Raw genomic sequence first — 25,677 nt, 5'->3', positions numbered from 1 at the left:
GGGTCAGGCCAGCGTGCGGTTAAGGTCAGGCAGGGACGGGAAGGGCGATGTTATGATACACCGGCCAGCTAAAGCAGAAGCGCGCGCCGCCGAGCTCGCTCTCTTCGCAATGCACCGTCCCGCCCATCGCCTGCGCGATAGAGTAAACAATCGCCAGCCCCAGGCCGCATCCGCCAGTGGCGCGATCGCGGCTGGGGTCGAGGCGGACAAACGGTTCAAACACGGTTTCTCGCGCTTCCGGGGCAATCCCCGGACCGTCATCCTCCACCGTCAGGCTGGCCTGATTGCCCTGCAAATCCAGTCCGATCTGTAGCGTACTTTCGCTGTAGCGCATGGCGTTGTTCATCAGATTGTCCAGCACGCGCTCCATCAGGCGCATATCGAGCGCGCCGTAATCACCCGGCGTGACGCGCGTTAACAGCGTGCGCTGCGGGTTCACGCTCTGAACGTCATCGATGTGGGTTTGCAGCCACGCGGGCAGATCCGGCGTGCTGAGGTTCAGCTCGTTTTGCGGACGATCGAGGCGCGCGTAGGTCAGCAGCTCCTCAATCAGCGCCTCAAGCTGGCCGATGTCGCGGTTAAGCGCCTGAGACTCCGCGTCAGTCAGATTCTCGCTCATCTCCAGACGGTAGCGCAGGCGAACCAGCGGCGTGCGCAGCTCGTGCGCAATGCCGTCGATCAGCTGCTTCTTACTGGCGATCAGGGCATTGATGTTATCGGCCATCTGGTTAAAAGCCACGCCCAGACGTTCAAAGCTGGAACCGCTGTCGAAGTGAATGCGTTCGGTAAAATGCCCCTCGCCAAAACGCTGCGCGGCGGATTCCAGCTTCAGCATGTCCTGCCAGTGCGGGCGCATCCAGATAAAAACCGGAAACGCGAGCGAAATGGCGATAAAAGCCATCAGCGCCATGTCCAGCAGACGCATCTGGTGGAGATAGTAGAGATAGGGCACCGGCCCGACGGCCAGCACGTAATGGCTGCGCGGTATGCGCTGGATAAAGGTGTATTTCTCATCCAGCGCGACGATGTCCCCGTCGCGCAGACGCTGCATAGCGGGCGGATCCAGATCGAAATCTTTCAACGGCTCGATGCGTAAATCGAACGACAGATTCAGGTCCAGCTCTTTGAGGGTTTTCGCCCAGTCGTGTGGGGGGATCTCTCTGAGCTCGCTGCGCATCAGGTAGAGCGAGCTTTTCATCAGATCGTCCAGCGACTGCCTGCCCGCACGTTCGGCGGTGAATTTATAGACCAGCCCGACCAGCATGGTCATGACCAGGAAGCAGACAAACAGTAAAAGATAAAACTGCACAAACAGCTTTTTCATTGGGTCTCACCGAAAAAACGCTATGTGCAGAATATACATGAAAACCCTTCCCGTTTTTCACGTCTGTCGCGCGTGTTACATGGCTTTCGCGCTGTTTTTTACCTTGGCGATGAGTTTTTCCGTCACGGCCAGGCCTTCTGCAATGTGCGTATCAATCACATCGGTACCGAATTCGTTAATTAAATCCAGGAGTATTTCGAAAGACTGGATAAGTTCCAGCAGGTCAAAAAGCGCTTTTTGATCGGAGCGCGAGGGAGAGGCGCGCCTTAGGGCTGCCTGATTAACAATCCACTCGAGATTGGTTTTGATGGCTTCTACCTGATTGTAGCTATACATATGCCATAGGCTTAAATCCTCATTTCAAGATTGTATGGGAGAGATATCGTAACGCTTCGCGGTGAAAGCGAGTCTACATGCAGTCGGGGCGAGCTGAAGAAAGGAGAGTGGGAGACTTAATTATGGAATAGTTCGCGTGCTTAGCAAGTCAATTGTTGCGCAAACGGATAAATAAACGCGCGAAAGAGAGGGCATCGGTGTTTAATCCCTTCATTTCGCGCAAGTTATGCTAACCGGATAACGGAGTCAGGTTTCCCAGGCGTGCGGGGCAAACAGATAACCCTTGTTACGCACGGTTTTAATGCGGTAGGGCTCGGTAGCGTTATCCTGCAGCTTTTTGCGCAGACGCGAAATCGCCACGTCAACGCTGCGGTCCATTCCGTCATAGCTCACGCCACGCAGGTTTTTCAGCAGCGCGTCGCGGTCCATAATTTGCCCTGCGTGCGTTGCCAGCTCCCACAGCAGGTCAAAGTCTGCGGTGGAGAGGGCGATAAGCTCGCCGGAGAGCAGCACCTGGCGGTTAATAGGGTCGATAGACAGCGTACCGAAGCGCATCGCTTTGTGCGGCGTCAGAGACGGCGCGGGCGCTTCGCGTTCGATGCTGGCGTGCTGGCGCAAATGCAGGCGCAGGCGGGCAAGCAGGACGGCAGGCGGTGTGGTTTTCAGAATGTAGTCATTTGCGCCCATCTCCAGCGACAAAATGTGGTTCATATCGCTGTCCAGTGAAGTGAGCAGAACGATAGGGCCCTCCCACCGGGCGCGCAGGTCACGGCAGAGCGTCATGCCGTCTTTGCCTGGCAGCATGATATCCAGCAGCACCAGATCCGGGTTTTCACGGACGACCACCTCTTCGGCACGATCGCCGCGAGGTTCAACAATGACGTCCATATCATGTTTACCCAGATAGGCGGCGATCAGTTGCCCGACCTCGGGTTCGTCTTCAACATAAACAATCTTATTCATACAGCGTCTGTTTTCGTGAAAAAAGCCAACATACACCGCGGAACCTTAACCTTCCATTAATCTTTCAAAATTAACGCCGGTTCCGTTATTCTGGCTCTTAATGTTATTTGATTGTTATAGGAAAAAGTATGGGGCTGGCGATCAAAGCCGCGCTGGGCGCGCTGGTGGTGTTACTGATTGGCATTCTGGCAAAAACGAAAAACTACTACATTGCCGGGCTAATCCCGCTGTTCCCGACCTTTGCGCTGATTGCCCACTATATCGTGGCTTCTGAGCGGGGCACGGAAGCGTTACGCACAACCATCGTGTTTGGCATGTGGTCTATCATTCCGTATTTTCTCTACCTGCTTTCGCTGTGGTATTTCACCGGTTTTCTGCGTCTTCCCCTGGCGCTGAGCGGGGCGGTGGTCTGCTGGGGACTCAGCGCCTGGGTGTTAATTTTCTTCTGGAGCCGCTTTCACTAGCGCAGCGGTCGGCCGCCGTCCACGGCAAAGGTTCTGCCGGTGACGTAGCAGCTGGTGAGCAGATAATCCACAAGATCGATGACCTCTTTCTCGCCCGGGGCGATTTTCATGAGCGACTTATTCAGCGCCTGCTGACGATACTCTGCATCATCGTTTTCGTTAAACAAAATCATCGCCGGGGCGATGGCGTTCACCTTCACCTCGGGCGCGAGCTTGCGGGCAAACGAGCGTGTCATATTATCCAGCGCGGCTTTGCTGGCCGCGTAGGCGATGTGCTTGTCGCTGCCTCGCTCAACCACATAATCGGTAAAGTGAATAATGTCGCCCGCCGCGTGCCCATGGCCGCGGAGCAGATCCTGCAGAGCGTGGTTAAGCAGATAAGGGGCATTGACGTGGACCTGCAGCATGGAGGAGAGCGTTTCGCTGAGTGACGTACCGGGTTTTTCGGCTCGCCATGCGCTGGCGTTATGGATCACGGCGCGCAGTCCCGTCGTGGCGGCTTTTACCTTTTCCGCGAAAGCCAGAATGCCTTCATCAGTCGAAAAATCAGCCTGAATGCAGACCGCCCCGGCTTTGCGTAACCCTTCAATCGACGGGTATTCCGTACGGTAGCTGACAATGACCGGATGGCGAAGGTTGAGAAAGTGATGGGCGAGGGCGAGGCCGATACGGCGGCCTCCACCGGTAATCAGTATTGGGCGAAGCGGTGCATTTCCCATCGTATTCTCCTTTACAGTTCAACAATGGGAAAGGCGATGCTAACCCATTAACATCCAGGTTGCCGGCAGGGCAGCAACCAGTAACAGTCCAATTAATGCCATTTCACGGCGTTTCAGCGCGTTCTCCAGCTGATGCGTGCGGCGGGCGTAGATAAACACCAGCAGACCCGGTGCGTACAGCACCACCGACAGCAGCAGATGCATAGGCCCGGAAGCATACAACAACCACAGGCCGTAAATACAGGCTCCGACACCCACGACATAATGCGCCGGGCGTGTGGCAATTTTTAACAGATACGCACCCACTAAGAAATAGGGTACCAGAATCATCTCCGAGGCGATGGTCAGCAGGGTGTTATAGTCAGAACCTGTGAGCCAGATCAGCACCAGACAGACCTGAACGCTGATGTTGGTCAGCCAGAGCGATGCCGACGGCGCGCTGTTTTGGTTTTGACGGGCGAACAGGCGTGGAAACGCCTTGTGCGTCGCGGCCAGGAACGGCACTTCAGCCGCCATGATGGTCCAGCTCAGGTAAGCGCCGCAGACGGAGACGATCAGCCCTGCGGCAATCACCACGTCGCCCCAGGGACCGAGCATTTTCACCATCAGGCCTGCCATTGACGGGTTACGCATTTCAGCCAGTTCAGGACGCGCCACCACGCCCAGCGACAGCAGCGTCACCAGCAAATAGACCCCCAGCGCGGCCAGTACAGCCAGCAGCGTGGCGCGGCCCACATCGCGTTTATTTCTGGCCCGGGCAGAAACCACGACCGCGCCTTCTACGCCGATGAACACCCACAGGGTAATCAGCATCGTGTTTTTCACCTGCTCCCAGACGGGAACGCCCAGCGCAACGCCGCTAAAATCAAGCTTGAAAACGTCCATACGGAACGCAATAAAGGCCAGAACGATAAACAGGCCGAGCGGAACCAGTTTCGCCAGCGTCGCCACCAGGTTGATGCTGGCGGCCGTTTGTACGCCACGCAACACCAGCCAGTGGACGAACCACAGCAACACCGAGGCGCCCACAATAGACTGCCAGGTATTCCCGTCGCCAAAGAGGCGCAGCTCAGGCGTATCGGTAAAGAAACTGAGCGCCGAGAAGACGATTACAAGATAAGAGACGTTGGCGATAACGGCACACAGCCAGTATCCCCATGCGGAACAGAAGCCAATCAGCTCGCCGAAACCTTCACGCGCATAGGTGAAAATGCCGCCGTCCAGATCGGGGCGAATGCGGGTGAGCAGCAGCATCGCGAAGGCCAGCAGCAGTATGCCGACACCCGTAATGCCCCAGCCAATGATGAGCGCGGAAGGGCTGGCGACGGCGGCCATATTTTGCGGCAAACTGAATACGCCTGCACCCAGCATTGAGCTTAAAACGAGTGCAGTCAGAGCACTCAGGCCAAGTTTCTTTTCCATTGGCTTCCTGTTATGAAAGGTCAAAATCCAGAATAATTATTTCGCTCAGGCGCATAAAAATGGTGGATCACACTAAGGCGCGGGATTTTACGGAGTGTAACGAATGCATGCAATGACGTGAGGCAGAAATTCAAAAAAAGTAACAAAAAAAGGCGGCATTGCGCCGCCTTTCGTAAACGATGTTGTTACTTGTACAGATCGGCGCTGATGGTCACGTTGTTACCACGTTCCTGCCACTGGCGGGTGATGTGGTAGTACTTCGCCCCTTTCTTCGCCGCACGCTTCGCGACCTGGTAAGAGACTTCCGTCATGTTGCCGTAGTTGCCGGTAAACTTGATGCTGTCGAACGGCACCATCTGCGCTGCAGTGGCGTTGTTCAACTCTTCAATTTTGGTACCGTCCGGCAGCGTAACGGAATAACGGCCACCTTTCGTGGACTGCGTTTCGAAGAAACGGCCCACTTCAGCGCTTGGAGCAGCCGTCGTTGCTACGCCTGGAATTTCAACTTTCTTCGCTTCTTCGCCGCCTTTAGCTAGCGCCGCGCGACCTGCTTCTGAATTCGCCGGGATGGCATCCGGGCTCTGCAGAACACGTTTTTTCGCATCTTTTTTATAGATGAACGCGGTAATACGCTGGTTGCCACCCTGGTTAGCATCGACCTGACGCACGATGAAGAAAGAGTAGGCCCCTTTCTCTTTCGCGGCTTTGGTAATGGCATCGTTCACTTCAGGCTGGCTGCGATAGAAGCCCTGAACGGTGACGGTGTCGTAAGGTTCCAACTCAATCGCCTGATCTTTCGGCAGTTCAACAACACCGTTGATCACGCGGTTTTTTGGTGCGTCAGCTTTCGGCGCATTGTCTTTGAACAGCGCAATGGTCACGCGCTGGTTACCGCTGTTGCCGTAATCGGACTGGTCAACCACATAAAACGAGGCCGCTCCGTTTTTATCTGCGGCTTTTGATGCAGCGGCGACGGCGTCGCCAATAGAATTATAACGACCCACAATGACCGTATGGTCAAAAGGTTTTAACGCTGCCGCTTGCTCCGGCGTTAACTCTGTTGCGGCATTCGCAGACAGGGCGGTCGCGGAAAGAAGTGCGGACGCCAGGAGTGTGTTCTTAAGCTTCATAAAAATGATCCTTCGCCTTGCGCAAACCATGTACTGGTATTGTTGTTAATTTGAGACGGTCCCGATTATTGCATTTAAAACCCGTCGCTGTCTGCGCCATTTTTCACTGCCTGTGCTTACTGAATCACCGAATTCGATAACATTTAGTGATGTGTTGAAAAAACACGCGTTTGACAAGTAAAACTGATAAAGCATATGACTTTTACAAGTTAATTTAATGTTAACAAGTTGTTCTCTTATGGCGCTATATCATGTTTTTACCGCTTCGCTTGCGCGTTTTATCGGTTCTGGCAGTAAATTTAAGGTAAATATCACTGTCAGTGACGCCGATCGCTTATTTTTCACAGATAAAGTAAGAAATAGTGTTTTCTGGCGGTAGATCACGGGCGCTATTTTCAGTAGGTTATAGACAGTTTGTTACTGCTTTATTTTCCGGGGTTAATCATCTCTCGTCGCTTGCGCGTATGGCGAAAATTGATACAAACCGCGGGCATTTATCGATAAACCATCATCAAAAACCGATGGAAGGGAAAACTATGCGTATTGGGGTACCAAAAGAACGGTTAGCCAATGAAACCCGCGTAGCGGCAACACCGAAAACGGTGGAGCAACTGCTTAAACTGGGTTTTACGGTCGCGGTTGAAAGCGGCGCGGGCAAACTGGCGAGTTTCGATGACGAGGCCTTTATCCAGGCCGGCGCGGAAGTGGTCGACGGTGCTGACGTCTGGCAGTCGCCGGTGATTCTGAAGGTCAACGCACCGGAAGAGAGTGAGATTGCGCTGCTCAATCCGGGAACGACCCTGGTGAGCTTCATCTGGCCTGCGCAAAACCCGGAGCTGATGGAGAAACTGGCGGCCCGCGGCGTGACCGTGATGGCGATGGACTCCGTACCGCGCATTTCGCGCGCGCAGTCGCTGGATGCCTTAAGCTCCATGGCAAACATTGCCGGCTACCGCGCTATTGTTGAAGCGGCCCACGAGTTTGGTCGCTTCTTTACCGGTCAAATCACCGCCGCGGGTAAAGTCCCTCCGGCGAAAGTGATGGTGATTGGCGCAGGCGTGGCGGGCCTTGCCGCAATCGGTGCGGCAAACAGCCTGGGCGCTATCGTACGCGCCTTTGACACCCGTCCTGAAGTAAAGGAACAGGTCCAGAGTATGGGCGCCGAATTCCTTGAGCTGGATTTCAAGGAAGAAGCAGGCAGCGGCGACGGTTACGCGAAGGTGATGTCCGAAGCCTTTATCAAAGCCGAAATGGAACTCTTCGCCGCCCAGGCGAAAGATGTCGACATTATTGTCACCACCGCGCTTATCCCGGGTAAACCGGCGCCGAAGCTGATTACCCGTGAGATGGTTGACTCCATGAAGCCGGGCAGCGTGATTGTCGACCTGGCCGCTCAAAACGGCGGTAACTGTGAATATACCGTTCCAAATCAGGTAACCACGACCGCTAACGGCGTGAAGGTGATCGGCTATACCGATCTGCCGGGCCGCCTGCCTACGCAGTCTTCTCAATTGTACGGCACCAACCTCGTCAACCTGCTGAAGCTGCTCTGCAAAGAGAAAGACGGCAACGTCACCGTTGATTTCGACGATGTGGTTGTGCGCGGCGTCACGGTGGTTCGTGAAGGTGAAATTACCTGGCCTGCGCCGCCTATTCAGGTTTCTGCTCAGCCTCAGGCGGCAACGAAAGCGGCACCTGAGCCAAAAGAACCCGCCAAACCGGCTTCTCCGTGGCGCAAATACGCGATCATGGCGCTGGTGATTATTCTGTTCGGCTGGCTGGCTGACGTCGCACCAAAAGAGTTCCTCGGCCACTTTACCGTCTTCGCGCTCTCCTGCGTCGTGGGCTACTACGTGGTGTGGAACGTCTCCCATGCGCTGCATACGCCGCTGATGTCGGTAACCAACGCCATCTCGGGGATCATCGTGGTGGGGGCGTTACTGCAGATTGGCCACGGCGGCTGGATCAGCTTCCTGAGCTTTATCGCGGTGCTGATCGCCAGTATCAATATTTTCGGTGGTTTCACCGTGACTCAGCGCATGCTGAAAATGTTTCGTAAAGGCTAAGGGGTAGCATATGTCTGGAGGATTAGTGACAGCCGCATACATTGTTGCTGCAATCCTGTTTATTTTCAGTCTGGCGGGGCTTTCCAAACACGAAACGTCTCAGCAGGGTAATAACTTTGGTATCGCCGGGATGGCGATTGCGCTGATTGCCACCATCTTCGGGCCGGATACCGGCAACGTGGCGTGGATCCTGGTGGCGATGATCATCGGCGGCGCGATTGGTATTCGCCTGGCAAAACGCGTTGAAATGACCGAGATGCCGGAGCTGGTTGCCATTCTGCACAGCTTCGTGGGTCTGGCGGCGGTGCTGGTGGGCTTCAACAGCTACCTGTATCACGAACCGGGCCTGGAACCGATTCTGGTGAATATCCACCTGACGGAAGTGTTCCTCGGTATCTTCATCGGTGCGGTGACCTTCACCGGTTCCATTGTCGCGTTCGGCAAGCTGCGCGGGAAGATCTCCTCTAAACCGCTGATGCTGCCAAACCGTCATAAGCTGAACCTCGCGGCGCTGGTGGTGTCGTTTGTTCTGCTGGTGGTCTTCGTGCGTACCGAAAGCGTGGGCCTGCAGGTACTGGCGTTGCTGGTGATGACCATCATCGCGCTGGCGTTTGGCTGGCACCTGGTGGCGTCCATCGGCGGTGCGGATATGCCGGTGGTTGTCTCGATGCTGAACTCCTACTCCGGTTGGGCGGCAGCGGCGGCAGGCTTTATGCTGAGCAACGACCTGCTGATCGTCACCGGTGCGCTGGTGGGCTCTTCCGGTGCGATCCTGTCTTACATCATGTGTAAGGCGATGAACCGCTCGTTCATCAGCGTTATCGCCGGTGGTTTCGGGACCGATGGGTCTTCTTCCAGTGCGGATGAAGAAGTGGGTGAGCACCGTGAAATTTCTGCGGAAGATACCGCAGACATGCTGAAAAATTCGCACTCCGTGATCATCACTCCGGGCTACGGCATGGCGGTGGCGCAGGCGCAATATCCGGTTGCGGAAATCACCGAGAAGCTGCGCGCGCGCGGCATCAAGGTTCGCTTTGGTATTCACCCGGTGGCAGGGCGTCTGCCGGGCCATATGAACGTGCTGCTGGCGGAAGCGAAAGTGCCTTACGACATCGTGCTGGAAATGGATGAGATCAACGATGATTTCGCCGACACCGACACCGTGCTGGTCATTGGCGCCAACGATACCGTTAACCCTGCGGCACAGGACGACCCGGGTAGCCCAATCGCTGGTATGCCTGTTCTGGAAGTATGGAAGGCGCAGAACGTGATTGTGTTTAAACGCTCCATGAATACCGGCTATGCCGGGGTTCAGAACCCGCTGTTCTTCAAAGAGAACACCCACATGCTGTTCGGCGATGCTAAAGCCAGCGTGGATGCGATTCTGAAAGCGCTGTAAGTTGCGTTAAAACGAAAAAACCGCCTGGTCTTAAAGTGAACCTTCGTGTTCATTAGCTGGCGGCTGACACGCCCTGAGTTCGGTACTGTACCGGAATCAGGGCGAAGCACAGAAAAAGTAGTCTTATATGGGTAATGGCAATAGTAGTCTTTAATCTGGAGCGTCAATACTTCTGCGGTAGGCGAGTTATCGATATAAGGCGTCCATTATTAAATTATATGTATCCTCTCAGCTTTGAGGCCAGAAAGAGCTTTCATGCCGCCACTACGTGATTTATGGGGCTTCTCACGAATATACCCTCTATGAGGGCAGGACGTGCGAATTCCGGTTCACTTACCCATTCACATCATAGATTACAGATAACCCTATAAGGACTTTGTTGAATAAATCGAACTTTTGCTGAGTTGAAGGATCAGATCACGCATCTTCCCGACAACGCAGACCGTTCCGTGGCAAAGCAAAAGTTCAAAATCACCAACTGGCCCACCTACAATAAAGCCCTCATCAACCGTGGCTCCATAACTTTCTGGCTGGATGAGGAAGCTATTCAGGCCTGGTATGAGTCGGCAACGCCTTCATCACGGGGAAGACCTCAGCGCTATTCTGATCTCGCCATCACCACCGTTCTGGTCATTAAACGCGTGTTCAGGTTGACCCTGCGGGCTGCACAGGGTTTTATTGATTCCATTTTTACACTGATGAATGTTCCGTTGCGCTGCCCGGATTACACCAGTGTCAGCAAGCGCGCAAAGTCGGTTAATGTCAGTTTCAAAACGTTCACCCGGGGTGAAATCGCGCATCTGGTGATTGATTCCACCGGGCTGAAGGTCTTTGGTGAAGGCGAATGGAAAGTCAAAAAACACGGCAAAGAACGCCGTCGTATATGGCGAAAGTTGCATCTGGCAGTTGACAGCAAAACACATGAAATCATCTGTGCAGACCTGTCGCTGAACAATGTGACGGACTCAGAAGCCTTCCCGGGTCTTATCCGGCAGACTCACAGAAAAATCAGGGCAGCATCGGCAGACGGCGCTTACGACACCCGGCTCTGTCACGATGAACTGCGGCGTAAGAAAATCAGCGCCCTTATCCCTCCCCGAAAAGGTGCGGGTTACTGGCCCGGTGAATATGCAGACCGTAACCGTGCAGTGGCTAATCAGCGAATGACCGGGAGTAATGCGCGGTGGAAATGGACAACAGATTACAACCGTCGCTCGATAGCGGAAACGGCGATGTACCGGGTAAAACAGCTGTTCGGGGGTTCACTGACGCTGCGTGACTACGATGGTCAGGTTGCGGAGGCTATGGCCCTGGTACGAGCGCTGAACAAAATGACGAAAGCAGGTATGCCTGAAAGCGTGCGTATTGCCTGAAAACACAACCCGCTACGGGGGAGACTTACCCGAAATCTGATTTATTCAACAAAGCCCCCTATAAGCTGTTAGGGTGCTAAGTTTTCTACTCCAGTTACAGGTTTTTTGTAAAAATCATCATATTGATTAGCTAAAATCTACCCTAACCATGCTATGCAACCAACCGATGTGCTTCTTTTCGAGGCGTGCTGGCTATCTGGCATGTTTCTTACGTTATGATCCAGACGTCCTTAACAGCTAAGTCATTTATGGCAGGGCCAGGTATTGTGACAATCCTAAGATTATCAGTTTTGCGATAAATTCCAGTTGTACCGGTAGTTATCAGGTAACAGACCTGTTCACCACTCATTAATAGTACAGATCGTCTTATTTTCGAAATGGGCCAGGATGCTTCGAAAGATGAGAGATTTTCCGACAAAGGCTTAGCATAAAGGAATGTTTGATTTAAACACATTTCAGCAATTATTTTGTTATCTATTAGATATGTGTCCGATTATTTTTTACAGTATGATTTATTTATCCAATGTGGCTGATGGGGGGCATTAAATTTTCACCGCTAATTTATTTATAAAGTTTTTTCCTCTCGTTATGAAGAAAAGTGCCCTTTCCGAAGCGCTGCCAATATGTGCACAATTATTCTTCTGGATATAATGCAGCGGTCATCGATATAGCGCATAACGGATGTCTGTTGAGATCCGCGTAAGCAATGTCGATATAAACAGGCTGAAAGAGACATCAGAACGAATGTAAGAGCTTTCTGTGATCCGTTTATCTTTCTGATACTACTGGTTTTTTTAGAGTCAGTTTCCTTGTGAAAGCCCCTGTTGAGGGGATAATCATCAGCCATGAATTAGTATTTCCCAAACAACTAAAGCCGAAAATAAAGGAAGCCTTATCAACATCAAAAGTAAGTCTATCTTTGGACTTTTAAGAAGTTGATGCCATTTTTTACCCTGTATAGAATTATTTCACCCGTGAAAGGGCTATTTAATATTTTAAAATGAATGACTTCGTCAAGTTTTTGATGGGGCTGTTCTCACTTATATGAAAAGGATTGATTCTATAATGAAAGTAAAATTAACGGCCGCAGCGATTATTTCTGCTTTTAGTCTGGCGGCTATTTCAGCTCACGCTGATGATGGGAAAATTAACTTCATCGGAAAAATTACTGATGACGCTTGTACTGTCACTAATACAGTATCTAACCCACTGTCAGTGACTTTGGGAACCGTATCCAGTAAAGCCTTTGATGGAAGCGATACTGCGGCTCCGACTGATTTTAAAATCGAACTGACCAGTTGCCCTGACAGCGCCAAAACAGCTGCCGTAAAATTTGACGGTACCGCTGCTAATAATGACAGCACTGCGCTGCAGTTGACTCAGGAAGACGGCGTCGCTACCGGCGTGGGCATTCAGATCACCGATGCGAAGAACACAGTGGTTCCGCTTCATGCGGCGTCTTCCTCCTATGACCTGAAAACCGGTGCCAACAGCCTGGCATTTACCGCGCGCTATCTGAAGGTCGGTTCCGCAGTGACCTCCGGTCCGGCGAACAGCACTACTAACTTTACTATCGTTTACAACTAAGTTCTTCCTGCCTTTCACGAATTTCGTGATGGGTTGGGGTAATACAGGCCGGTGAAACCGGCCTGATTTTTCCCGGAGTTAACCCGCAAATGAAAACCTGGATCAAAATACTTTCCCTTCCACTGTTCCTTTCTTGCAGCCTTGCCCAGGCGGTCGAGGCTGGTGGCGTGACTATTGGCGGTACGCGACTCATTTATGAGGGAAGTAAGAAGGAGGCTTCACTGAACGTCACCAACTCGGATGTCAGCCCCTATCTCATACAGTCCTGGGCCGAAACCCAAAATGGTGGCGCTGATAAAGCCCCTTTTATCGTGACGCCGCCACTATTCCGTCTTGAAGCTAACCAGCAGAACACGCTTCGCGTCGTTCGTACAGGTGGCAATTTGCCTGAAGACCGCGAGTCGCTTTACTGGCTGAACGTTAAATCTATTCCCGCCGGAGTGAAAAAAGAGAGCGGCAACACGCTGCAAATCGCTGTAAAAAGCCGCATTAAGCTGATTTATCGTCCGCAATCGTTGCTTAAAGGGTCGCCGGAAAAAGAGAACGGCAAGATCAGTTGGACGCTAAATGGGAATCGTCTGACCGTGAACAATGCCTCTGCTTACTACATGAATTTCCAGGAAGTAAAAGTTGGCGGGCGTGAAGTAAAAGAAGCCACTTATGTCGCTCCTATGAGCAGCACCAGTTTCCCTGTTCCGGCAGGTGCAGCAGGTAATATCACCTGGAAGCTGATTACCGATTACGGCGGTACGGGCCCGGAACATGGCCAGGGTCATTAAGGATAGTGCAATGCATTTTACAGGAAGTCGGGCAGCGCTAGCTTCCCGTAGTAACGGAGCCATAAATGAATAATGAAAACAGTCGCCGTATGCGTTTAAGACCGGTCGCTTATTTTATTGCCACTCAACTCGCGATGACCGGAATTATTACGACTACTGCCCACGCCAGAGACTACTTTAACCCGGAACTGCTCGAACTGGGCGCGCCGGGCCAAAAACCGGTTGATCTGTCTGCCTTTGAAAATAAAGGCGGACAACTTCCGGGCACCTACCGCGTGGATATTTATCTGAATAACAATCAGATGGAAACCCGCAACGTTGAATTTCGTATGGTTAAAAGCGCTGACGGTCAGGAAACGTTGCAACCGTGCCTCGCTGTTAACGATCTGGAAACCTGGGGCGTGCTGGTTAAAAAATTCCCGTTGCTTGGCAAAGCAGGAAGTGATTGCGCCAATATCTCCGCAGTGCCCCAGGCCAACACTGAATTTCGCTTTGACAAACAGCAATTGCTGCTTACATTCCCGCAATCGGCGGTCACCAACTCCGCTCGCGGCTGGGTGGACCCTAAACAGTGGGATGAAGGGATCACTGCGCTATTACTAAATTACAGCGCGAGCGGCTCCAGTAATTATGCGAAGAGCGGGCAGGGCTATGACGGCAACAATCAATATGTCAATTTGCGCCCGGGGCTAAATATGGGTTCATGGCGTCTGCGCAATTATACCACCTGGAATCGTAGCTCGACCGGAGGTCCGGGAGGTGAGACGGATAGCCACTGGGATACGGTTTATACCTATTTGCAACGTGACATCATTCCTTTAAAGGCCCAGCTTACCGCGGGTGACAGCAGTACTGGGGCTGATGTTTTTGATAGCATTTCGTACCGTGGTATAGAGTTGGCTTCTGACGACGAGATGTTACCGGACAGTTTACGTGGCTACGCGCCAGTTGTTCGAGGCATTGCGCGAACCAACGCGCAGGTCACCATTCGTCAGAACGGCTACATCATTTATCAGACCTCTGTTTCACCGGGGGCTTTTGAAATAAACGACATGTACCCTACTGGCGGGTCAGGCGATCTGTACGTCACGATCAAAGAGTCCGATGGAAGCGAACAGCAAATGGTGGTGCCGTTCGCATCGCTGCCAGTCCTTCAACGTGAAGGTCGGTTCAAATTTAGCCTGATGAGCGGGGTTTATCGCTCTTATGACAACAGCGTGGATGAAACTCCTCTGAGTGAAGGCACGGCCATATACGGTCTTCCTGCCGGTTTTACAGCCTATGGCGGTGGTCAGTTCGCCAGTCCTTACCAGTCGGTGGCGCTGGGGCTGGGTAAAAACATGGGGGATATCGGCGCGCTTTCTGTTGATGTGACCCAGGCCTGGTCGACCATGAAGGATCAACCGAAAGAAAGCGGTCAGTCCTGGCGCGTGCGTTACAGCAAAAACATTGTTGATACCGGCACCAACTTCACTATCGCCGGCTACCGCTACGCGACAGCTGGCTACTGGGGCATGCAGGAGGTACTGGATACCTATACCAGCGGCAACAGCTATCCACTGATTGAACGCCGTCGCAACCGCGCGGAGCTAAGCGTGTCACAGGATTTGTGGGAAGATGCGGGCAACATGGGGCTGACGGCGGTACGCGAGGATTACTGGAATACTGACCGGCGCATGGAATCGTATGGTGTTAGCTATAACAACTCCTGGAACAGCATTAGCTATAACCTGAGCTACACCTACAACCGTAACTCTACGGCGAATTACGGATCGGAGGACGGTGGACGTATTTACGATAATGACCAGCTCTTCTCCATGAGCATTAGCGTACCGATGAGCCTGCTGCTTGGTCAGTCTCGCAATGAGTACGTTAACTATATGGTCAATACCAGCAAAAAAGGCAACACCAACCACAGCGTCAGCGTGGGCGGGACGACGCTTGAGCAAAACAACCTGAGCTGGAGCGTGCAGGAAGGTTACGGCACCAAAGGCCAGGGCAACAGCGGCAGTGCCAACGCTGACTGGCGCTCAACCTATGGCGAGCTGACGGCGGGTTATGGCTACGACCAGTACAGTGAACGTATGAACTACGGCGTGCAGGGCGGCGTATTGGTGCATGAAAATGGCGTTACATTGGGCCAGCCGATGAGCGAAACCGTAGCGCTGGTGGCGGCGCCAGGCGCGAAGGGGGTAAATGTCTCCTCGCAAACCGGCGTGCGCACGGACTTCCGTGGTTACGCGTTGGTACCTTACGTCAGCCCGTACCGTAAAAACGACATTACACTGGATACCCAGTCCTTTGGCGATGATACCGAAGTGGCTATTACCAACCAGACGGTGATCCCGACTCGTGGTGCGGTAGTACGAGCCAATTATAAGGCCAGCGTGGGTTATCGCGCATTAATGAGCTTAAAACTAGCCAACGGGGAAAATGTGCCGTTTGGGGCAATGGCTACTGTCAAAGATTCGAAAGATTCGCCAGGTTATATCGTTGGGGATAACGGACAGGTTTATCTGACGGGGTTAGATGCACAAGGTTCGTTACTTATCAAATGGGGTAATGGTTCAAATGAACAGTGCCAAGCCTCATATTCAATTCCTGATAGCCATGCAGCTGTGACTATTTTAACTGAATTATGCCGTTAGATAAATGAAAGTACAAGGTAATAGCATGCACAGTAAAATTATTATTAATCGAATCGGTGGGTTCGCTAAGTTTATACGTACCATTTTAGTCTTTATGATTTTTATTATGGGGTATAGTAAGTTTTCATGGGGTTGTTCTGCTGCTCAGGCAATAGTAACACCTCCGGCTATGATTAGTATTGATACTGCACTTCCTGTTGGAACAGTATTAGCTAGTGCAACACTTTCATGGCCATCTGTACCTATTCCTTACGATGGTTGTACTAAAAGTTTAGGCGGTACTTACACGTGGAAAATGTTTGGTGAAGGTGAGGCAAATGGCAACTATTATGCTACAAGCATACCGGGAGTATCTTACAGGATAAAAATCAACGGTTGGCCAAGTAATTTTAATGGTTATTTTCCAGTAACAACTACTTATCCTTATAATTCTGGCAGTACGTATGTTGCAGGCGGAAGTGTATATTTTGAACTGATAAAAACAGGGGCGACAGTAATTCCGACAGATCTATTGCCGCAACCATTAGGGCATGTCACTGTTGATGGAAAGGCATTTTATGATATCGTCTTGCTTCAGGCTATACCTATAAAACCGACTAATCCTGCATGTACGGTAACTAAATCGGTTATACCTGTAACGCTTGCATCAGTGACATCTGGTAAGCTTAAGGGTACAGGAACAACGTACGGTGATACGACGTTCAATATTTCGCTTAATTGTAAAAGCGCCTCAAATATTTCGTTGTCATTTACCGGTTCTGCTATGGTGGATAATGCCAATGGCGTATTTTTAAATAATGATAGCATAACGGGTTCAAGCGTCGGCGTTCAGATTTTGGATCGAGAGGGTAACCCAGTATCTGCTTCAGTGGGAGAATTAACGACGATCGGCGAATTAAATGGTGATCTGAGTTATCCCATGACTGCGCGCTATTATTCTCTTGTTGATACTGTTCCTGCGGGGGATGTCGTATCTACTGTATATGCAACAATTGTTTATAATTGATTGTCGTTAATTTCAAGTTAAAAGATTTTTTTAATCTTCTTTTAAAGAGTCGAGAGTATGAATATTAATGTTTTTAGATTAACTGTTGCAATAATTACAGCTTCACTGTTGTTAACTGCCAACGCTTCCGACACAACCATCAATATCACTGGTAAAGTCACAGCCGCTGCCTGCACCACTGGCGTAGGTTCAACTTATAACATCGACCTCGGTCAGGAGATTTCTGCAGCGACGCTAAATGCCGCCGGTGCTGCTTCCACGTATGTTACTAAAGACATAGTATTAAGCGATTGTCCCGCGGGAACGACATCGGTGACGGCGACATTTGACGGCACCAAAGATAGTGGCAGCGACACCATGTACGCTAACGCGACCGGAGAAGGTTACGCGACTAACGTCGCCGTAGAGCTGCAGAACAAAACGGCGGGCACGGACGTCGGTAAAGGCGCCACCATGACGGTAGATGTAGACGCGAGTAAAAATGCGACCTTTCCGCTGCAGGCGCGCGCTTACAGCAAAAGCGGGGGGACTACTCCAGGAAATATCAGCACCACGGTGTTGATGAACTTTACCTATAACTGATAAGGCAAGGATAAAAGGCAGGGGAGCCATTATGCAAAAACACCACCTTCGTCAGGCCTTATTTTTGGTTATGATCGCTTTGTCGACAGGCGAAGCGCTGGCGGCTGATGTGAATATTACCGGCAAAGTTATTGCTGCGGCGTGTTCTGTCAGCACTAGCCTGAGCAGCGGCCAGCAGGTTGATCTGGGTACATTAGGCAGAACGAAGTTTCAGTTCGCTAACGATGCAGGCGAGTGGCAGAGTTTCTCGCTGCTGCTCAATAACTGCCCGGAAGGAACGAAACGCAGCACGGTAACCTTCACCGGCACTGCGGATGAGAACGACGCGACGCTCTTTGCCAACACGGAGCCTGAGACCAGTGCCGCCAAAAATATTGCTATTGAAATGGCGAAAGATGCCGATCACAGCGTGGTGTTGTCAAACAACAGCACTATGACGGTGGATGTTGATACCACTGGCAAAAGCGCCACGTTTCCGCTTGCGGCGCGGATGTACACGTCCGTGGGTGGTGTACAGCCTGGCACAGTTACCAGTACTGTGTTGGTTAACTTTACCTACCAATAAACGACCAGAATATCATTCTGTATGCGTTGTTGCGTGAGATGAAAGTTCACAACCAACAGTGATATTGTTTGTGCGTTGTACATAGTTAAACGGCAGGGGAAACACTGCCGTTTTTTCACGTTAATCGTCTTCCGGATCGTCCAGCTCAACCGGCGTCTGGTAATCATCCGGCTTAATGACCAGCAGGTCGCAGCGCAGATGGTCGATCACCTGTTCGGCGGTGTTGCCGAGGAAGGCGGCAGAAATACCGGTCCGGCCAATGGTGCCCAGCACCACAATCCCCGCCTGCAGGTGTTCCGCCAGATCCGGGATGACCTCTTCAGGCAGCCCTTTTTCCACGTGAGTCATTTTCTCATCAATGCTGAATTTCTGGCGCAGCGTTTTCATGGCCAGCAGATGCTGACCGCGGATCGCGTCGTTGTACACGCTCGGGTCAAATTCAGGCAGCTCAATGGCGATATTGATCGGCGTGACCGGATAGGCGCCAACCAGATGCACTTCGGTATGATTCACCTGGTCGGCAAGCTGGATGGTCTCCTTCACCAGCTTCTCGTTCAGCGAGTTGTGGTAATCCTCTTCGCTCGCGAGGTTTACCGCCACAACGGCTTTCCCGCCTTCAGGCCACGGCTGGTCTTTCACCATCCAGACCGGGCAAGGACATTTGCGCAGCAGGTGCCAGTCGGTCGGGGTGAAGATCACGGACTCCAGCTTGTCGTGCTGGTGCGCCATCTTCAGCAGCAGGTCGTGCCCACCGGCGACAATTTCCTGGATGATGGCTTCGAAAGGTCGGTTATGCCAGACCACTTTAATATCAATGGGCACACCCGCTTCCAGGTAATACTTCGCCTGTTCACGGATCCACGCGGTACGCTGGCTGATGACGCCCTGACGCATAGCGGTGCGCTCGTCAGGCGACAGAAGGGTGGTCATCTCATACGAGAAGTCATAGATCGGCAAAAACGCTTTGATTTTGCCACCAATCCGTTGATGTAAATACACAGCACGTCGTAATGCCGGCTGATCGTCCTGATTCGGATCGATAGCTACCAGCATGTTTTGATACTTGGCCATACAGGTCTCCTTACTACTGTCACCACAGTCTGTAATTAAAAGAGTAACCTATATATCCTGAATGAAACAGAGGGGAGGTTTTGCCAGATCAATAATTCATGAAAATTTATCAGAGGAAAAGCACCGTCGTCGTCACCGCGATAAACGCAATAAACAGCAGCACCATCACCGCTATTGCAAAGGTCGTGGAGTCCTGAACGTAGGTTTTTTCCTCCCCCTTCATTGGGCCGACAAGCATGATCCAGATGAAGAGAAAGGTCACAGAGGCAATCACGACTGAAACGAAAAACAAACTTTCTCTCAATTCATAACCTCAACGAGAACCTTTTGGGTGCTGTGTGGGGACGTGCTACGGTGAAAATATCTTGAAACGGGAGTGATTATACCAGACCAATAAATCACAAGAATTTATCAGTCTGGTCATCAACATGCGGAGAGTTACGCTACGTTGCGGGCGTGCCCGGCAAGAACGGCCAGCGCCTCACCGTTTTCGATAGTGATGTATTTACCTTTAACGGCCAGCATCCCGCTTTTCTGGAAACGGCCCAGCAGACGGCTGATGGTTTCCACGGTCAGGCCCAGGTAGTTACCGATATCGCCACGCGTCATCGTCAGACGGAACTCACGCGGCGAGAAGCCACGCTCGGCGAAGCGGCGGGAGAGGTTGTAGATAAACGCGGCCAGGCGCTCTTCTGCGTTCTTTTTAGAAAGCAGCAGAATCATGTCCTGATCGCCTTTGATCTCACCGCTCATCAGACGCATCATCTGCTGACGCAGGTTAGGCATCTTACCGGACAGATCGTCCAGAGTTTCAAACGGGATTTCGCAAACCATTGAGGTTTCGAGTGCCTGAGCAAAGCTCGGGTGATGGCCCGTGCCGATGGCATCAAAGCCCACCAGGTCGCCCGCCAGATGGAAGCCGGTGATCTGCTCATCACCCTGTTCGGTGATGGTGTAGCTCTTGATGGTGCCAGAACGGATAGCATAGAGCGATTTCAGTTCGTCTCCCGCTTTAAACAGCGTCTGCCCTTTCTGAATAGGCTTTTTGCGCTCGATGATATTATCAAGCTGATCGAGTTCATGCTCATTCAGGGTAAACGGGATACAGAGCTGGCTGATGCTGCAATCCTGGCAATGGATAGCACAACCGCCAGACTGAATGCGTCGTATAATTCGCTTTTCCGGGATCATAGGTTTGCTCAAGCCTTAATTGATATTGGTCAATTTTAACATCTTTTTGGTAAGTACGTAAGCCTGACAAACCCTCAATAAGGACAAGAGACGGCAACGTGTCGCCATCTTCTTGAAATTCCACAGCTTGATTATGGATTTTTAGCCTAACCGGTAGAAAATTAAGCACAAAAAGCCTGGAAGCTAGAGCAGGAGATACCCTTCGTGACGCAGCAGCCACTCTTTGCGCTGCACGCCGCCGGCATAGCCTGTCATGGTACCGTTGCGGCCAATGACGCGATGGCAGGGCACCACGATGCTGACCGGGTTAGAGCCGTTAGCGGCACCCACCGCGCGTGCGGCGCCTGCGCGGCCTAGCTGTTCCGCGAGCTGGCCGTAATGCATGACCTGCCCGCAGGGAATGGACCGCAGCGCCTGCCACACTTCGCGCTGAAAAGGCGTGCCTGCCGTGGCGGTCGGCAGAGTATCGATGATGCTGAGATCGCCTTCGAAGTAGGCCGCAAGCTTGTCGCTCAGCCCGCCCGGGTTGGTGGCGCGGATACGTTCATACCCCTGTGAGCGGTAGTGAACATGGAGCAGTTCTTCCATGCGGTCGCTGTGCTCTTCCCATTCGACGGCGCGCAGGCAGAACTGCTCGTCCGCGATCACCCACAGCGGCCCGAGCGGCGTCGCAATCTTATCTTCGAGTAATCTCAGCATCCTCATTCCTTTAGTTCAGCCTCGGGTAAATCCCCGGCCCAATCGGCAGGCCGACAAGATACCATGCCACCAGCATCACCAGCCATACCCCTAAAAAGATAAGCGGGTAGGGTAAAACCAGCGAATAGTAGGTACCCAGTTTGGCCTCGGGTTTATAGCGCTGCAGGAAGCCTAAAAACAGCGGAACAAACGGCGAAACCGGCGCCAGCGGAATCACCGAGGAGTCCGCGATGCGGAACAGGATCTGGGCAAATGCAGGATGAAAACCCAGCATCATAAACATCGGCACGAAGATGGGGGCCAGAATCGACCAGATGGCGGAGCCGCTGGCGATAAACATGCACAGCAGGGATGACAGCAGCGCCAGGCCGACAAACGCCGGTACGCCGCTTAGCCCGGCCGCCTCCAGCGCGTCGGTCAGGCCCACTGCCATAAACTTGCCCATGTTGCTCCAGTTAAACATCGCCACAAACTGCGCCAGCGGGAACACCATCACGATAAAGCCCGCCATCTCCTTCATCGGCTCGATCATCAGCTGCGGCAGATCGCCCTGGTGGCGGATTTTGCCGGTCGCGATACCGTAGGCGAGCGAGACGACAAAGAAAAACAGAATAATCAGCGGCACGATGCCCTGAATAAACGGCGAGGGCAGGACGGTATGTTTAACCGGATCGCGCAATATGCCGTTTTCCGGCACCACCATCAGCGCCACCAGCGCGATAAAGGCCAGCGAGACCACGCCCGCCACGCGCAGGCCGAAGCGCTGCTCTTTGCTCAGGGTCTCCAGCTTTTCATCGCTACGGCCTTCCCATTTACCCAGCCGCGGCTCGATGATTTTATCGGTAATCAGCCCGCCGACAATCGTCAGGACAATCACCGAGCTGGCCATAAAGTACCAGTTGTCGATCACGCTGACGTGCATTGCCGCATCGATGGTCTTTGCCGCCTCCGTGCTGATGCCAGAGAGCAGCACGTCGGTGGTGACGATTAGCAGGTTGGCGGTAAATCCACAGCCCACGCCCGCAATCGCCGACAGCAGGCCCGCCACGGGGTGACGCCCGACGGCGAGGAAAATCAGCGCCCCCATCGGCGGCATGATCACCAGCGCGGCGTCGGAGGAGATATGGCTGAAGAAGGCGATAAACAGCACCATATAGCTGGCGTAACGCGCGCTGACGTGGGAAGCCATCTTCACCATTAATGCAGGCAACAAGCCCACGCGTTCAGCCAGCCCGGCGCCCAGCACCAGCGCCAGAATGGCGCCCAGCGGGGCGAAGCCGCTGAAGTTTTTGATGACGTTGGGTAAAAACCAGTGCAGCCCGTCAACGCTGAGCAGGTTTTTTACCGCCACCAGGCTGCCGTCGGCCGGGCTGCGCACGCTCACGTCAAAGGCGGAGAGCACGGCGGTGGCGACCATTAAAATCACAATCAGATAGATAAACAGCAGGAAAGGGTGCGGCACTTTATTGCCGATCCTTTCAACCCAGCCATAGAGCTTACCGGATGGGGAATGCGAAGGTATGGAAGACATACTCATGGGCGTTCCTCGGGAGTGTTGTTGTGTTGTGTTTTTTTATTTTAAAGGTGACGGTGTCACGCCCTGTGGGATCGGACACACGTACGGTTTTTCTTGTATTTGTTGTTCGAACTCTTCACGGCATTTTTTCAGCAGCGCCGCGTCCTGCAGCAGGTTAAGCGCGGTTGCGCCCATCACTTTTCCGGCCAGCAGCATGCCTTTGTGGGCAATGGAGGTACGTCCCTGCGCCACCAGCTGCCAGGTGTGCAGCGGCGTGCCGACGGTAAAGCAGGGGCTGAAGCACTGGGCGACCGGCATTTTCCAGCTGACGTCGCCCACGTCGGTTGAACCCGCCAGCACGTTGTCGGTGATGGCGTAAGGCGCGACTTCATCCACCAGCAGCGTCTCCTGATGACGCCGGGCAAAGGCTTTACCCGCATCACCGCCCGTCGCGGCAATATTTTTCAGACTGTTTTGCAGATCGTTGGGCGTCAGGGTGGCGCGGATCTCGCGGGCGAAGGCGCGTTCTTCCTCCGTCCAGAGCGGCGTGCCGTAGTGCTGCAGGGCGCGATACATCGCCGCCTCGAGCGTGCGGTTTGGCAGGTAGCTGGAGCAGGCTTTATCAAAGCGACACTCAACGGTGGTTTCGGTCATCATCGCCGCGCCCTGGGCGATTTTATCGATGCGTTCGTAGATCTGCTGCGCATCGGCCATCTCCGGGGCGCGGATCAGGTACAGCACCTCAGCCTGCGCCTGCACCACGTTGGGTGAAATCCCGCCGGTATCGGTAATGGCGTAATGGACGCGCGCTTTCTCAATGATGTGTTCGTTGAGGAAGTTGGTGCCGGTAGTCATCAGCGTCACGGCGTCCAGCGCGCTGCGCCCCAGATGAGGGGAGTTGGCCGCATGCGCCGCCACGCCGTGAAAACGCCAGGCTGCCTGAATATTCGCCAGCGTGCTGACGTTAAACATCCCGGCGAAGGCTTCCGGGTGCCAGGTGACGGCGGCATCGACGTCATCAAACAGACCTTCGCGCACCATAAAGGTTTTCCCGGAGCCACCTTCCTCGCCGGGACAGCCATAAAAACGCACCGTTCCGCTGCCGCCGTGCTGCTCCAGCCAGCTTTTCACCGCCACCGCGCCCGCAAGCGCCGCGGTGCCTAAGAGGTTATGCCCGCAGCCGTGGCCGTTGGCCCCCGGCGTGGCGGATTGCGCCGTCGCGCAGTGCGCCTGCTGGCTTAGCCCGGCCAGCGCGTCGTATTCGCCCAGCAGGGCAATGACCGGTTTCCCGCTGCCGAAGCTGGCGATAAAGGCATTTGGAATACCGCCGGCCTCGCGCGTCAGCGTGAAGCCCTCGGCCTCCAGCTCGCTGGCCAGCCGTTCGGCGGACCAGAACTCTTCGAAGCGGGTTTCAGGACGATCCCAGATCGCGTCGGCAATATCGGTTAACGTCCGACATCGCGTGTCGATCGCATCGGCAATAAAAGCGTAGTTCTCCTGCATTACACACCTCGCGTCCACGGGAAATTGAGCGCAGTTCGCGCCAGCGTTTCAATGGCAATCGCCATGACCTGCTCATCGAAGTCGAATTTTTCGTTGTGATGTCCGGCGCTCAAATCCGTGCCGAACACCATATAGGACGCCATGCCGCCGTTCTCCTGCACGCGGGCCATCATCAGCGTGGCGTCTTCGGAACCCGCTGGCGCCTTCACCTTATCGATGGCGTGAATAATCCCGGAAACCCGGCTCGCCTGTTCGCGCAGATAATCCACCCACGCCGGTGTCGGCGCGCTGGAGGTTGCGGCGCCCATCAGGCGCATCTCGGCGCTCACGCCGTAGAGCGCCGCTGCGCCGGTAATAACCGCCTGCGCGCGTTCAAAGACATACTGATTAATCGCTTCGCTTTCGCCGCGCGTTTCAACCTTTATCAGGGCATTCGCGGGCACCACGTTGCGTCCGCTGCCCGCCTGCATCACTCCGACGTTCACCCGAGAGGCGCCGTCGCTGTGCGGGGCGATGCTGTGCAGGGCGAGGGCGGCCTGCGCGGCGGCGAGCAGGGCGTTACGTCCGTCCTCCGGTTTACCGCCCGCGTGTGCGGCAACGCCGGTAAAGTTCACGTCAAACTTGGTGGTGGCCATAAAGTTATCGCTGCCACAAATCACCGTTCCGGCAGGGACGCCGGTACCAATATGGATGGCCGTGAAATAGTCCACGTCGTCCAGCGCCCCGGCGGCAACCATGGCGCGCGCGCCGCGGGTGCCTTCTTCGGCAGGCTGGAAGATCAGCTTGATGGTGCCGTTGAGCTGCGCGTCATTCTGCTTAAGCACCTGCGCCAGCCCCAGACCAATAGCGGTGTGGCCGTCGTGCGCGCAGGCGTGCATCATGCCCGCGTTGCAGGAGGCAAACCCGTCGCGGAACGGGCGATGGCTTTCATCCAGCGCTTCGCTTAAATCAAGGGCATCCATGTCGACGCGAAACGCCAGGGTCGGTCCAGGACGTCCGGTATTGAGGGTCGCCACAATGCCGGTAAACCCGCCCTCAAACGGCGCCAGCCATTTCTCTGGCGCGCCCTGCGCCTGCGCGCGGGCAAACTCTTGCGCCAGGGTAGCGGCATCGGGCAGCCCCATCCGGCTTTCGGCATCGACGACGTCGCGGCCCATCGCCAGTTCGTAACCCAGCGAATCGAGGATTTCCGCGACTTTCGCGGCCGTTCGAAACTCTACCCAGCCGGATTCCGCGAAATAGTGAAAATCGCGACGCCATGCGCTCAGCTGCGGGGATAATGTCTGGATGTACTGCGCCAGTGTGTCCATATCTGTTCCTGTCATCATTAAAAT

At 53.6% G+C, this 25,677-nt stretch carries 24 protein-coding genes; 10 read left to right on the top strand and 14 right to left on the bottom strand.

All coding sequences use genetic code 11. From position 1 onward, the window contains the following. Positions 1 to 25: 25 nt before the first annotated feature. From rstB to rstA, 3 genes are all read right to left on the bottom strand, one after another. Positions 26 to 1,324, bottom strand: a complete 1,299-nt coding sequence (rstB, locus tag AC1VYI_RS14520; RefSeq protein ID WP_045401324.1) for a two-component system sensor histidine kinase RstB — start codon at positions 1,322 to 1,324, stop codon at positions 26 to 28. A gap of 75 nt (positions 1,325 to 1,399) precedes the next feature. Next, a complete protein-coding gene (locus tag AC1VYI_RS14515) occupies positions 1,400 to 1,660 on the bottom strand; it encodes a hypothetical protein (protein WP_045356969.1) in 261 nt (86 codons plus the stop codon). 246 nt (positions 1,661 to 1,906) lie between these two features. Continuing rightward, positions 1,907 to 2,623 (bottom strand): two-component system response regulator RstA, encoded by a 717-nt coding sequence (rstA, locus tag AC1VYI_RS14510; RefSeq protein ID WP_021241154.1) that lies wholly within the window; start codon positions 2,621 to 2,623, stop codon positions 1,907 to 1,909. Positions 2,624 to 2,751: 128 nt separating this feature from the next. Between rstA and AC1VYI_RS14505 the strand changes: the two genes are divergently transcribed. Continuing rightward, positions 2,752 to 3,087 (top strand): GlpM family protein, encoded by a 336-nt coding sequence (locus AC1VYI_RS14505; protein ID WP_023311470.1) that lies wholly within the window; start codon positions 2,752 to 2,754, stop codon positions 3,085 to 3,087. Here AC1VYI_RS14505 and folM read toward each other — a convergent pair. The 3 genes from folM to ydgH all read right to left on the bottom strand — a co-directional run bounded on the left by folM (position 3,084) and on the right by ydgH (position 6,358). Next, positions 3,084 to 3,806: a dihydromonapterin reductase gene (gene folM / locus AC1VYI_RS14500; protein WP_134866445.1), complete on the bottom strand. Its 723-nt coding sequence runs from the start codon at positions 3,804 to 3,806 to the stop codon at positions 3,084 to 3,086. The two genes, AC1VYI_RS14505 and folM, sit on opposite strands and share 4 nt — an antisense overlap. Positions 3,807 to 3,845: 39 nt before the next feature. After that, on the bottom strand, positions 3,846 to 5,228 hold the full coding sequence (locus tag AC1VYI_RS14495; protein ID WP_029740292.1) for an amino acid permease: 1,383 nt from the start codon (positions 5,226 to 5,228) through the stop codon (positions 3,846 to 3,848). A gap of 185 nt (positions 5,229 to 5,413) precedes the next feature. Continuing rightward, positions 5,414 to 6,358, bottom strand: a complete 945-nt coding sequence (gene ydgH / locus AC1VYI_RS14490; protein ID WP_045356963.1) for a DUF1471 family protein YdgH — start codon at positions 6,356 to 6,358, stop codon at positions 5,414 to 5,416. A gap of 536 nt (positions 6,359 to 6,894) precedes the next feature. Between ydgH and pntA the strand changes: the two genes are divergently transcribed. The 3 genes from pntA to AC1VYI_RS14475 all read left to right on the top strand — a co-directional run bounded on the left by pntA (position 6,895) and on the right by AC1VYI_RS14475 (position 11,196). Beyond that, the gene (pntA, locus tag AC1VYI_RS14485) at positions 6,895 to 8,424 is read left to right on the top strand and encodes a Re/Si-specific NAD(P)(+) transhydrogenase subunit alpha (protein WP_023311474.1); all 1,530 of its coding nucleotides are present in this window, start codon (positions 6,895 to 6,897) and stop codon (positions 8,422 to 8,424) included. Positions 8,425 to 8,434: 10 nt separating this feature from the next. Beyond that, a complete protein-coding gene (gene pntB / locus AC1VYI_RS14480) occupies positions 8,435 to 9,823 on the top strand; it encodes a Re/Si-specific NAD(P)(+) transhydrogenase subunit beta (protein ID WP_032668239.1) in 1,389 nt (462 codons plus the stop codon). 404 nt (positions 9,824 to 10,227) lie between these two features. After that, complete coding sequence (locus AC1VYI_RS14475) at positions 10,228 to 11,196, top strand: IS5 family transposase (protein ID WP_165789347.1); 969 nt, start codon at positions 10,228 to 10,230, stop codon at positions 11,194 to 11,196. Between the two features lie 586 nt (positions 11,197 to 11,782). Here the strand turns inward: AC1VYI_RS14475 and AC1VYI_RS14470 are convergent. Further along, positions 11,783 to 11,932: a helix-turn-helix domain-containing protein gene (locus AC1VYI_RS14470; RefSeq protein WP_226484485.1), complete on the bottom strand. Its 150-nt coding sequence runs from the start codon at positions 11,930 to 11,932 to the stop codon at positions 11,783 to 11,785. Positions 11,933 to 12,261: 329 nt separating this feature from the next. Between AC1VYI_RS14470 and AC1VYI_RS14465 the strand changes: the two genes are divergently transcribed. The 6 genes from AC1VYI_RS14465 to AC1VYI_RS14440 all read left to right on the top strand — a co-directional run bounded on the left by AC1VYI_RS14465 (position 12,262) and on the right by AC1VYI_RS14440 (position 18,363). Further along, on the top strand, positions 12,262 to 12,783 hold the full coding sequence (locus AC1VYI_RS14465; protein ID WP_134866441.1) for a fimbrial protein: 522 nt from the start codon (positions 12,262 to 12,264) through the stop codon (positions 12,781 to 12,783). 89 nt (positions 12,784 to 12,872) lie between these two features. After that, entirely contained in the window at positions 12,873 to 13,562 is a 690-nt protein-coding gene (locus AC1VYI_RS14460; protein WP_134866439.1) for a fimbrial biogenesis chaperone, read from the top strand. A 65-nt stretch (positions 13,563 to 13,627) separates the two neighbouring features. After that, positions 13,628 to 16,210: a fimbria/pilus outer membrane usher protein gene (locus AC1VYI_RS14455; RefSeq protein WP_134866437.1), complete on the top strand. Its 2,583-nt coding sequence runs from the start codon at positions 13,628 to 13,630 to the stop codon at positions 16,208 to 16,210. A 25-nt stretch (positions 16,211 to 16,235) separates the two neighbouring features. After that, complete coding sequence (locus AC1VYI_RS14450) at positions 16,236 to 17,216, top strand: fimbrial protein (protein ID WP_482881846.1); 981 nt, start codon at positions 16,236 to 16,238, stop codon at positions 17,214 to 17,216. 57 nt (positions 17,217 to 17,273) lie between these two features. After that, entirely contained in the window at positions 17,274 to 17,798 is a 525-nt protein-coding gene (locus tag AC1VYI_RS14445) for a fimbrial protein (RefSeq protein WP_226483730.1), read from the top strand. Positions 17,799 to 17,829: 31 nt separating this feature from the next. Then, the gene (locus AC1VYI_RS14440; protein WP_134866431.1) at positions 17,830 to 18,363 is read left to right on the top strand and encodes a fimbrial protein; all 534 of its coding nucleotides are present in this window, start codon (positions 17,830 to 17,832) and stop codon (positions 18,361 to 18,363) included. A 120-nt stretch (positions 18,364 to 18,483) separates the two neighbouring features. Here the strand turns inward: AC1VYI_RS14440 and uspE are convergent, their stop codons facing one another. From uspE to AC1VYI_RS14405, 7 genes are all read right to left on the bottom strand, one after another. Continuing rightward, on the bottom strand, positions 18,484 to 19,434 hold the full coding sequence (gene uspE, locus AC1VYI_RS14435; protein ID WP_023311476.1) for a universal stress protein UspE: 951 nt from the start codon (positions 19,432 to 19,434) through the stop codon (positions 18,484 to 18,486). 109 nt (positions 19,435 to 19,543) lie between these two features. Next, on the bottom strand, positions 19,544 to 19,738 hold the full coding sequence (locus AC1VYI_RS14430) for a hypothetical protein (protein WP_045356957.1): 195 nt from the start codon (positions 19,736 to 19,738) through the stop codon (positions 19,544 to 19,546). A gap of 134 nt (positions 19,739 to 19,872) precedes the next feature. Continuing rightward, entirely contained in the window at positions 19,873 to 20,625 is a 753-nt protein-coding gene (fnr, locus tag AC1VYI_RS14425) for a fumarate/nitrate reduction transcriptional regulator Fnr (protein ID WP_006174991.1), read from the bottom strand. A 183-nt stretch (positions 20,626 to 20,808) separates the two neighbouring features. Beyond that, complete coding sequence (gene ogt / locus AC1VYI_RS14420) at positions 20,809 to 21,324, bottom strand: methylated-DNA--[protein]-cysteine S-methyltransferase (protein WP_023311477.1); 516 nt, start codon at positions 21,322 to 21,324, stop codon at positions 20,809 to 20,811. A 10-nt stretch (positions 21,325 to 21,334) separates the two neighbouring features. Then, positions 21,335 to 22,861 (bottom strand): p-aminobenzoyl-glutamate transporter, encoded by a 1,527-nt coding sequence (gene abgT / locus AC1VYI_RS14415; protein WP_134866429.1) that lies wholly within the window; start codon positions 22,859 to 22,861, stop codon positions 21,335 to 21,337. Between the two features lie 36 nt (positions 22,862 to 22,897). Continuing rightward, a complete protein-coding gene (locus AC1VYI_RS14410) occupies positions 22,898 to 24,343 on the bottom strand; it encodes a M20 family metallopeptidase (RefSeq protein ID WP_226483732.1) in 1,446 nt (481 codons plus the stop codon). Next, complete coding sequence (locus AC1VYI_RS14405) at positions 24,343 to 25,653, bottom strand: M20 family metallo-hydrolase (RefSeq protein WP_134866427.1); 1,311 nt, start codon at positions 25,651 to 25,653, stop codon at positions 24,343 to 24,345. Before AC1VYI_RS14405 ends, AC1VYI_RS14410 begins: the two co-directional genes overlap by 1 nt. Positions 25,654 to 25,677: the final 24 nt, after the last annotated feature.

It is taken from the genome of Enterobacter sp. QK-SA4 (assembly GCF_056856775.1).
This window is presented reverse-complemented; position numbering and strand designations above follow the sequence as displayed.

Coding starts and splice junctions, on each gene's coding strand:
- rstB (WP_045401324.1), bottom strand. CDS start 1,324: ATGAAAAAGCTGTTTGTGCAGTTTTATCTTTTACTGTTTGTCTGCTTC.
- AC1VYI_RS14515 (WP_045356969.1), bottom strand. CDS start 1,660: ATGTATAGCTACAATCAGGTAGAAGCCATCAAAACCAATCTCGAGTGG.
- rstA (WP_021241154.1), bottom strand. CDS start 2,623: ATGAATAAGATTGTTTATGTTGAAGACGAACCCGAGGTCGGGCAACTG.
- AC1VYI_RS14505 (WP_023311470.1), top strand. CDS start 2,752: ATGGGGCTGGCGATCAAAGCCGCGCTGGGCGCGCTGGTGGTGTTACTG.
- folM (WP_134866445.1), bottom strand. CDS start 3,806: ATGGGAAATGCACCGCTTCGCCCAATACTGATTACCGGTGGAGGCCGC.
- AC1VYI_RS14495 (WP_029740292.1), bottom strand. CDS start 5,228: ATGGAAAAGAAACTTGGCCTGAGTGCTCTGACTGCACTCGTTTTAAGC.
- ydgH (WP_045356963.1), bottom strand. CDS start 6,358: ATGAAGCTTAAGAACACACTCCTGGCGTCCGCACTTCTTTCCGCGACC.
- pntA (WP_023311474.1), top strand. CDS start 6,895: ATGCGTATTGGGGTACCAAAAGAACGGTTAGCCAATGAAACCCGCGTA.
- pntB (WP_032668239.1), top strand. CDS start 8,435: ATGTCTGGAGGATTAGTGACAGCCGCATACATTGTTGCTGCAATCCTG.
- AC1VYI_RS14470 (WP_226484485.1), bottom strand. CDS start 11,932: ATGTCTCTTTCAGCCTGTTTATATCGACATTGCTTACGCGGATCTCAA.
- AC1VYI_RS14465 (WP_134866441.1), top strand. CDS start 12,262: ATGAAAGTAAAATTAACGGCCGCAGCGATTATTTCTGCTTTTAGTCTG.
- AC1VYI_RS14460 (WP_134866439.1), top strand. CDS start 12,873: ATGAAAACCTGGATCAAAATACTTTCCCTTCCACTGTTCCTTTCTTGC.
- AC1VYI_RS14455 (WP_134866437.1), top strand. CDS start 13,628: ATGAATAATGAAAACAGTCGCCGTATGCGTTTAAGACCGGTCGCTTAT.
- AC1VYI_RS14450 (WP_482881846.1), top strand. CDS start 16,236: ATGCACAGTAAAATTATTATTAATCGAATCGGTGGGTTCGCTAAGTTT.
- AC1VYI_RS14445 (WP_226483730.1), top strand. CDS start 17,274: ATGAATATTAATGTTTTTAGATTAACTGTTGCAATAATTACAGCTTCA.
- AC1VYI_RS14440 (WP_134866431.1), top strand. CDS start 17,830: ATGCAAAAACACCACCTTCGTCAGGCCTTATTTTTGGTTATGATCGCT.
- uspE (WP_023311476.1), bottom strand. CDS start 19,434: ATGGCCAAGTATCAAAACATGCTGGTAGCTATCGATCCGAATCAGGAC.
- fnr (WP_006174991.1), bottom strand. CDS start 20,625: ATGATCCCGGAAAAGCGAATTATACGACGCATTCAGTCTGGCGGTTGT.
- ogt (WP_023311477.1), bottom strand. CDS start 21,324: ATGCTGAGATTACTCGAAGATAAGATTGCGACGCCGCTCGGGCCGCTG.
- abgT (WP_134866429.1), bottom strand. CDS start 22,861: ATGAGTATGTCTTCCATACCTTCGCATTCCCCATCCGGTAAGCTCTAT.
- AC1VYI_RS14410 (WP_226483732.1), bottom strand. CDS start 24,343: ATGCAGGAGAACTACGCTTTTATTGCCGATGCGATCGACACGCGATGT.
- AC1VYI_RS14405 (WP_134866427.1), bottom strand. CDS start 25,653: ATGGACACACTGGCGCAGTACATCCAGACATTATCCCCGCAGCTGAGC.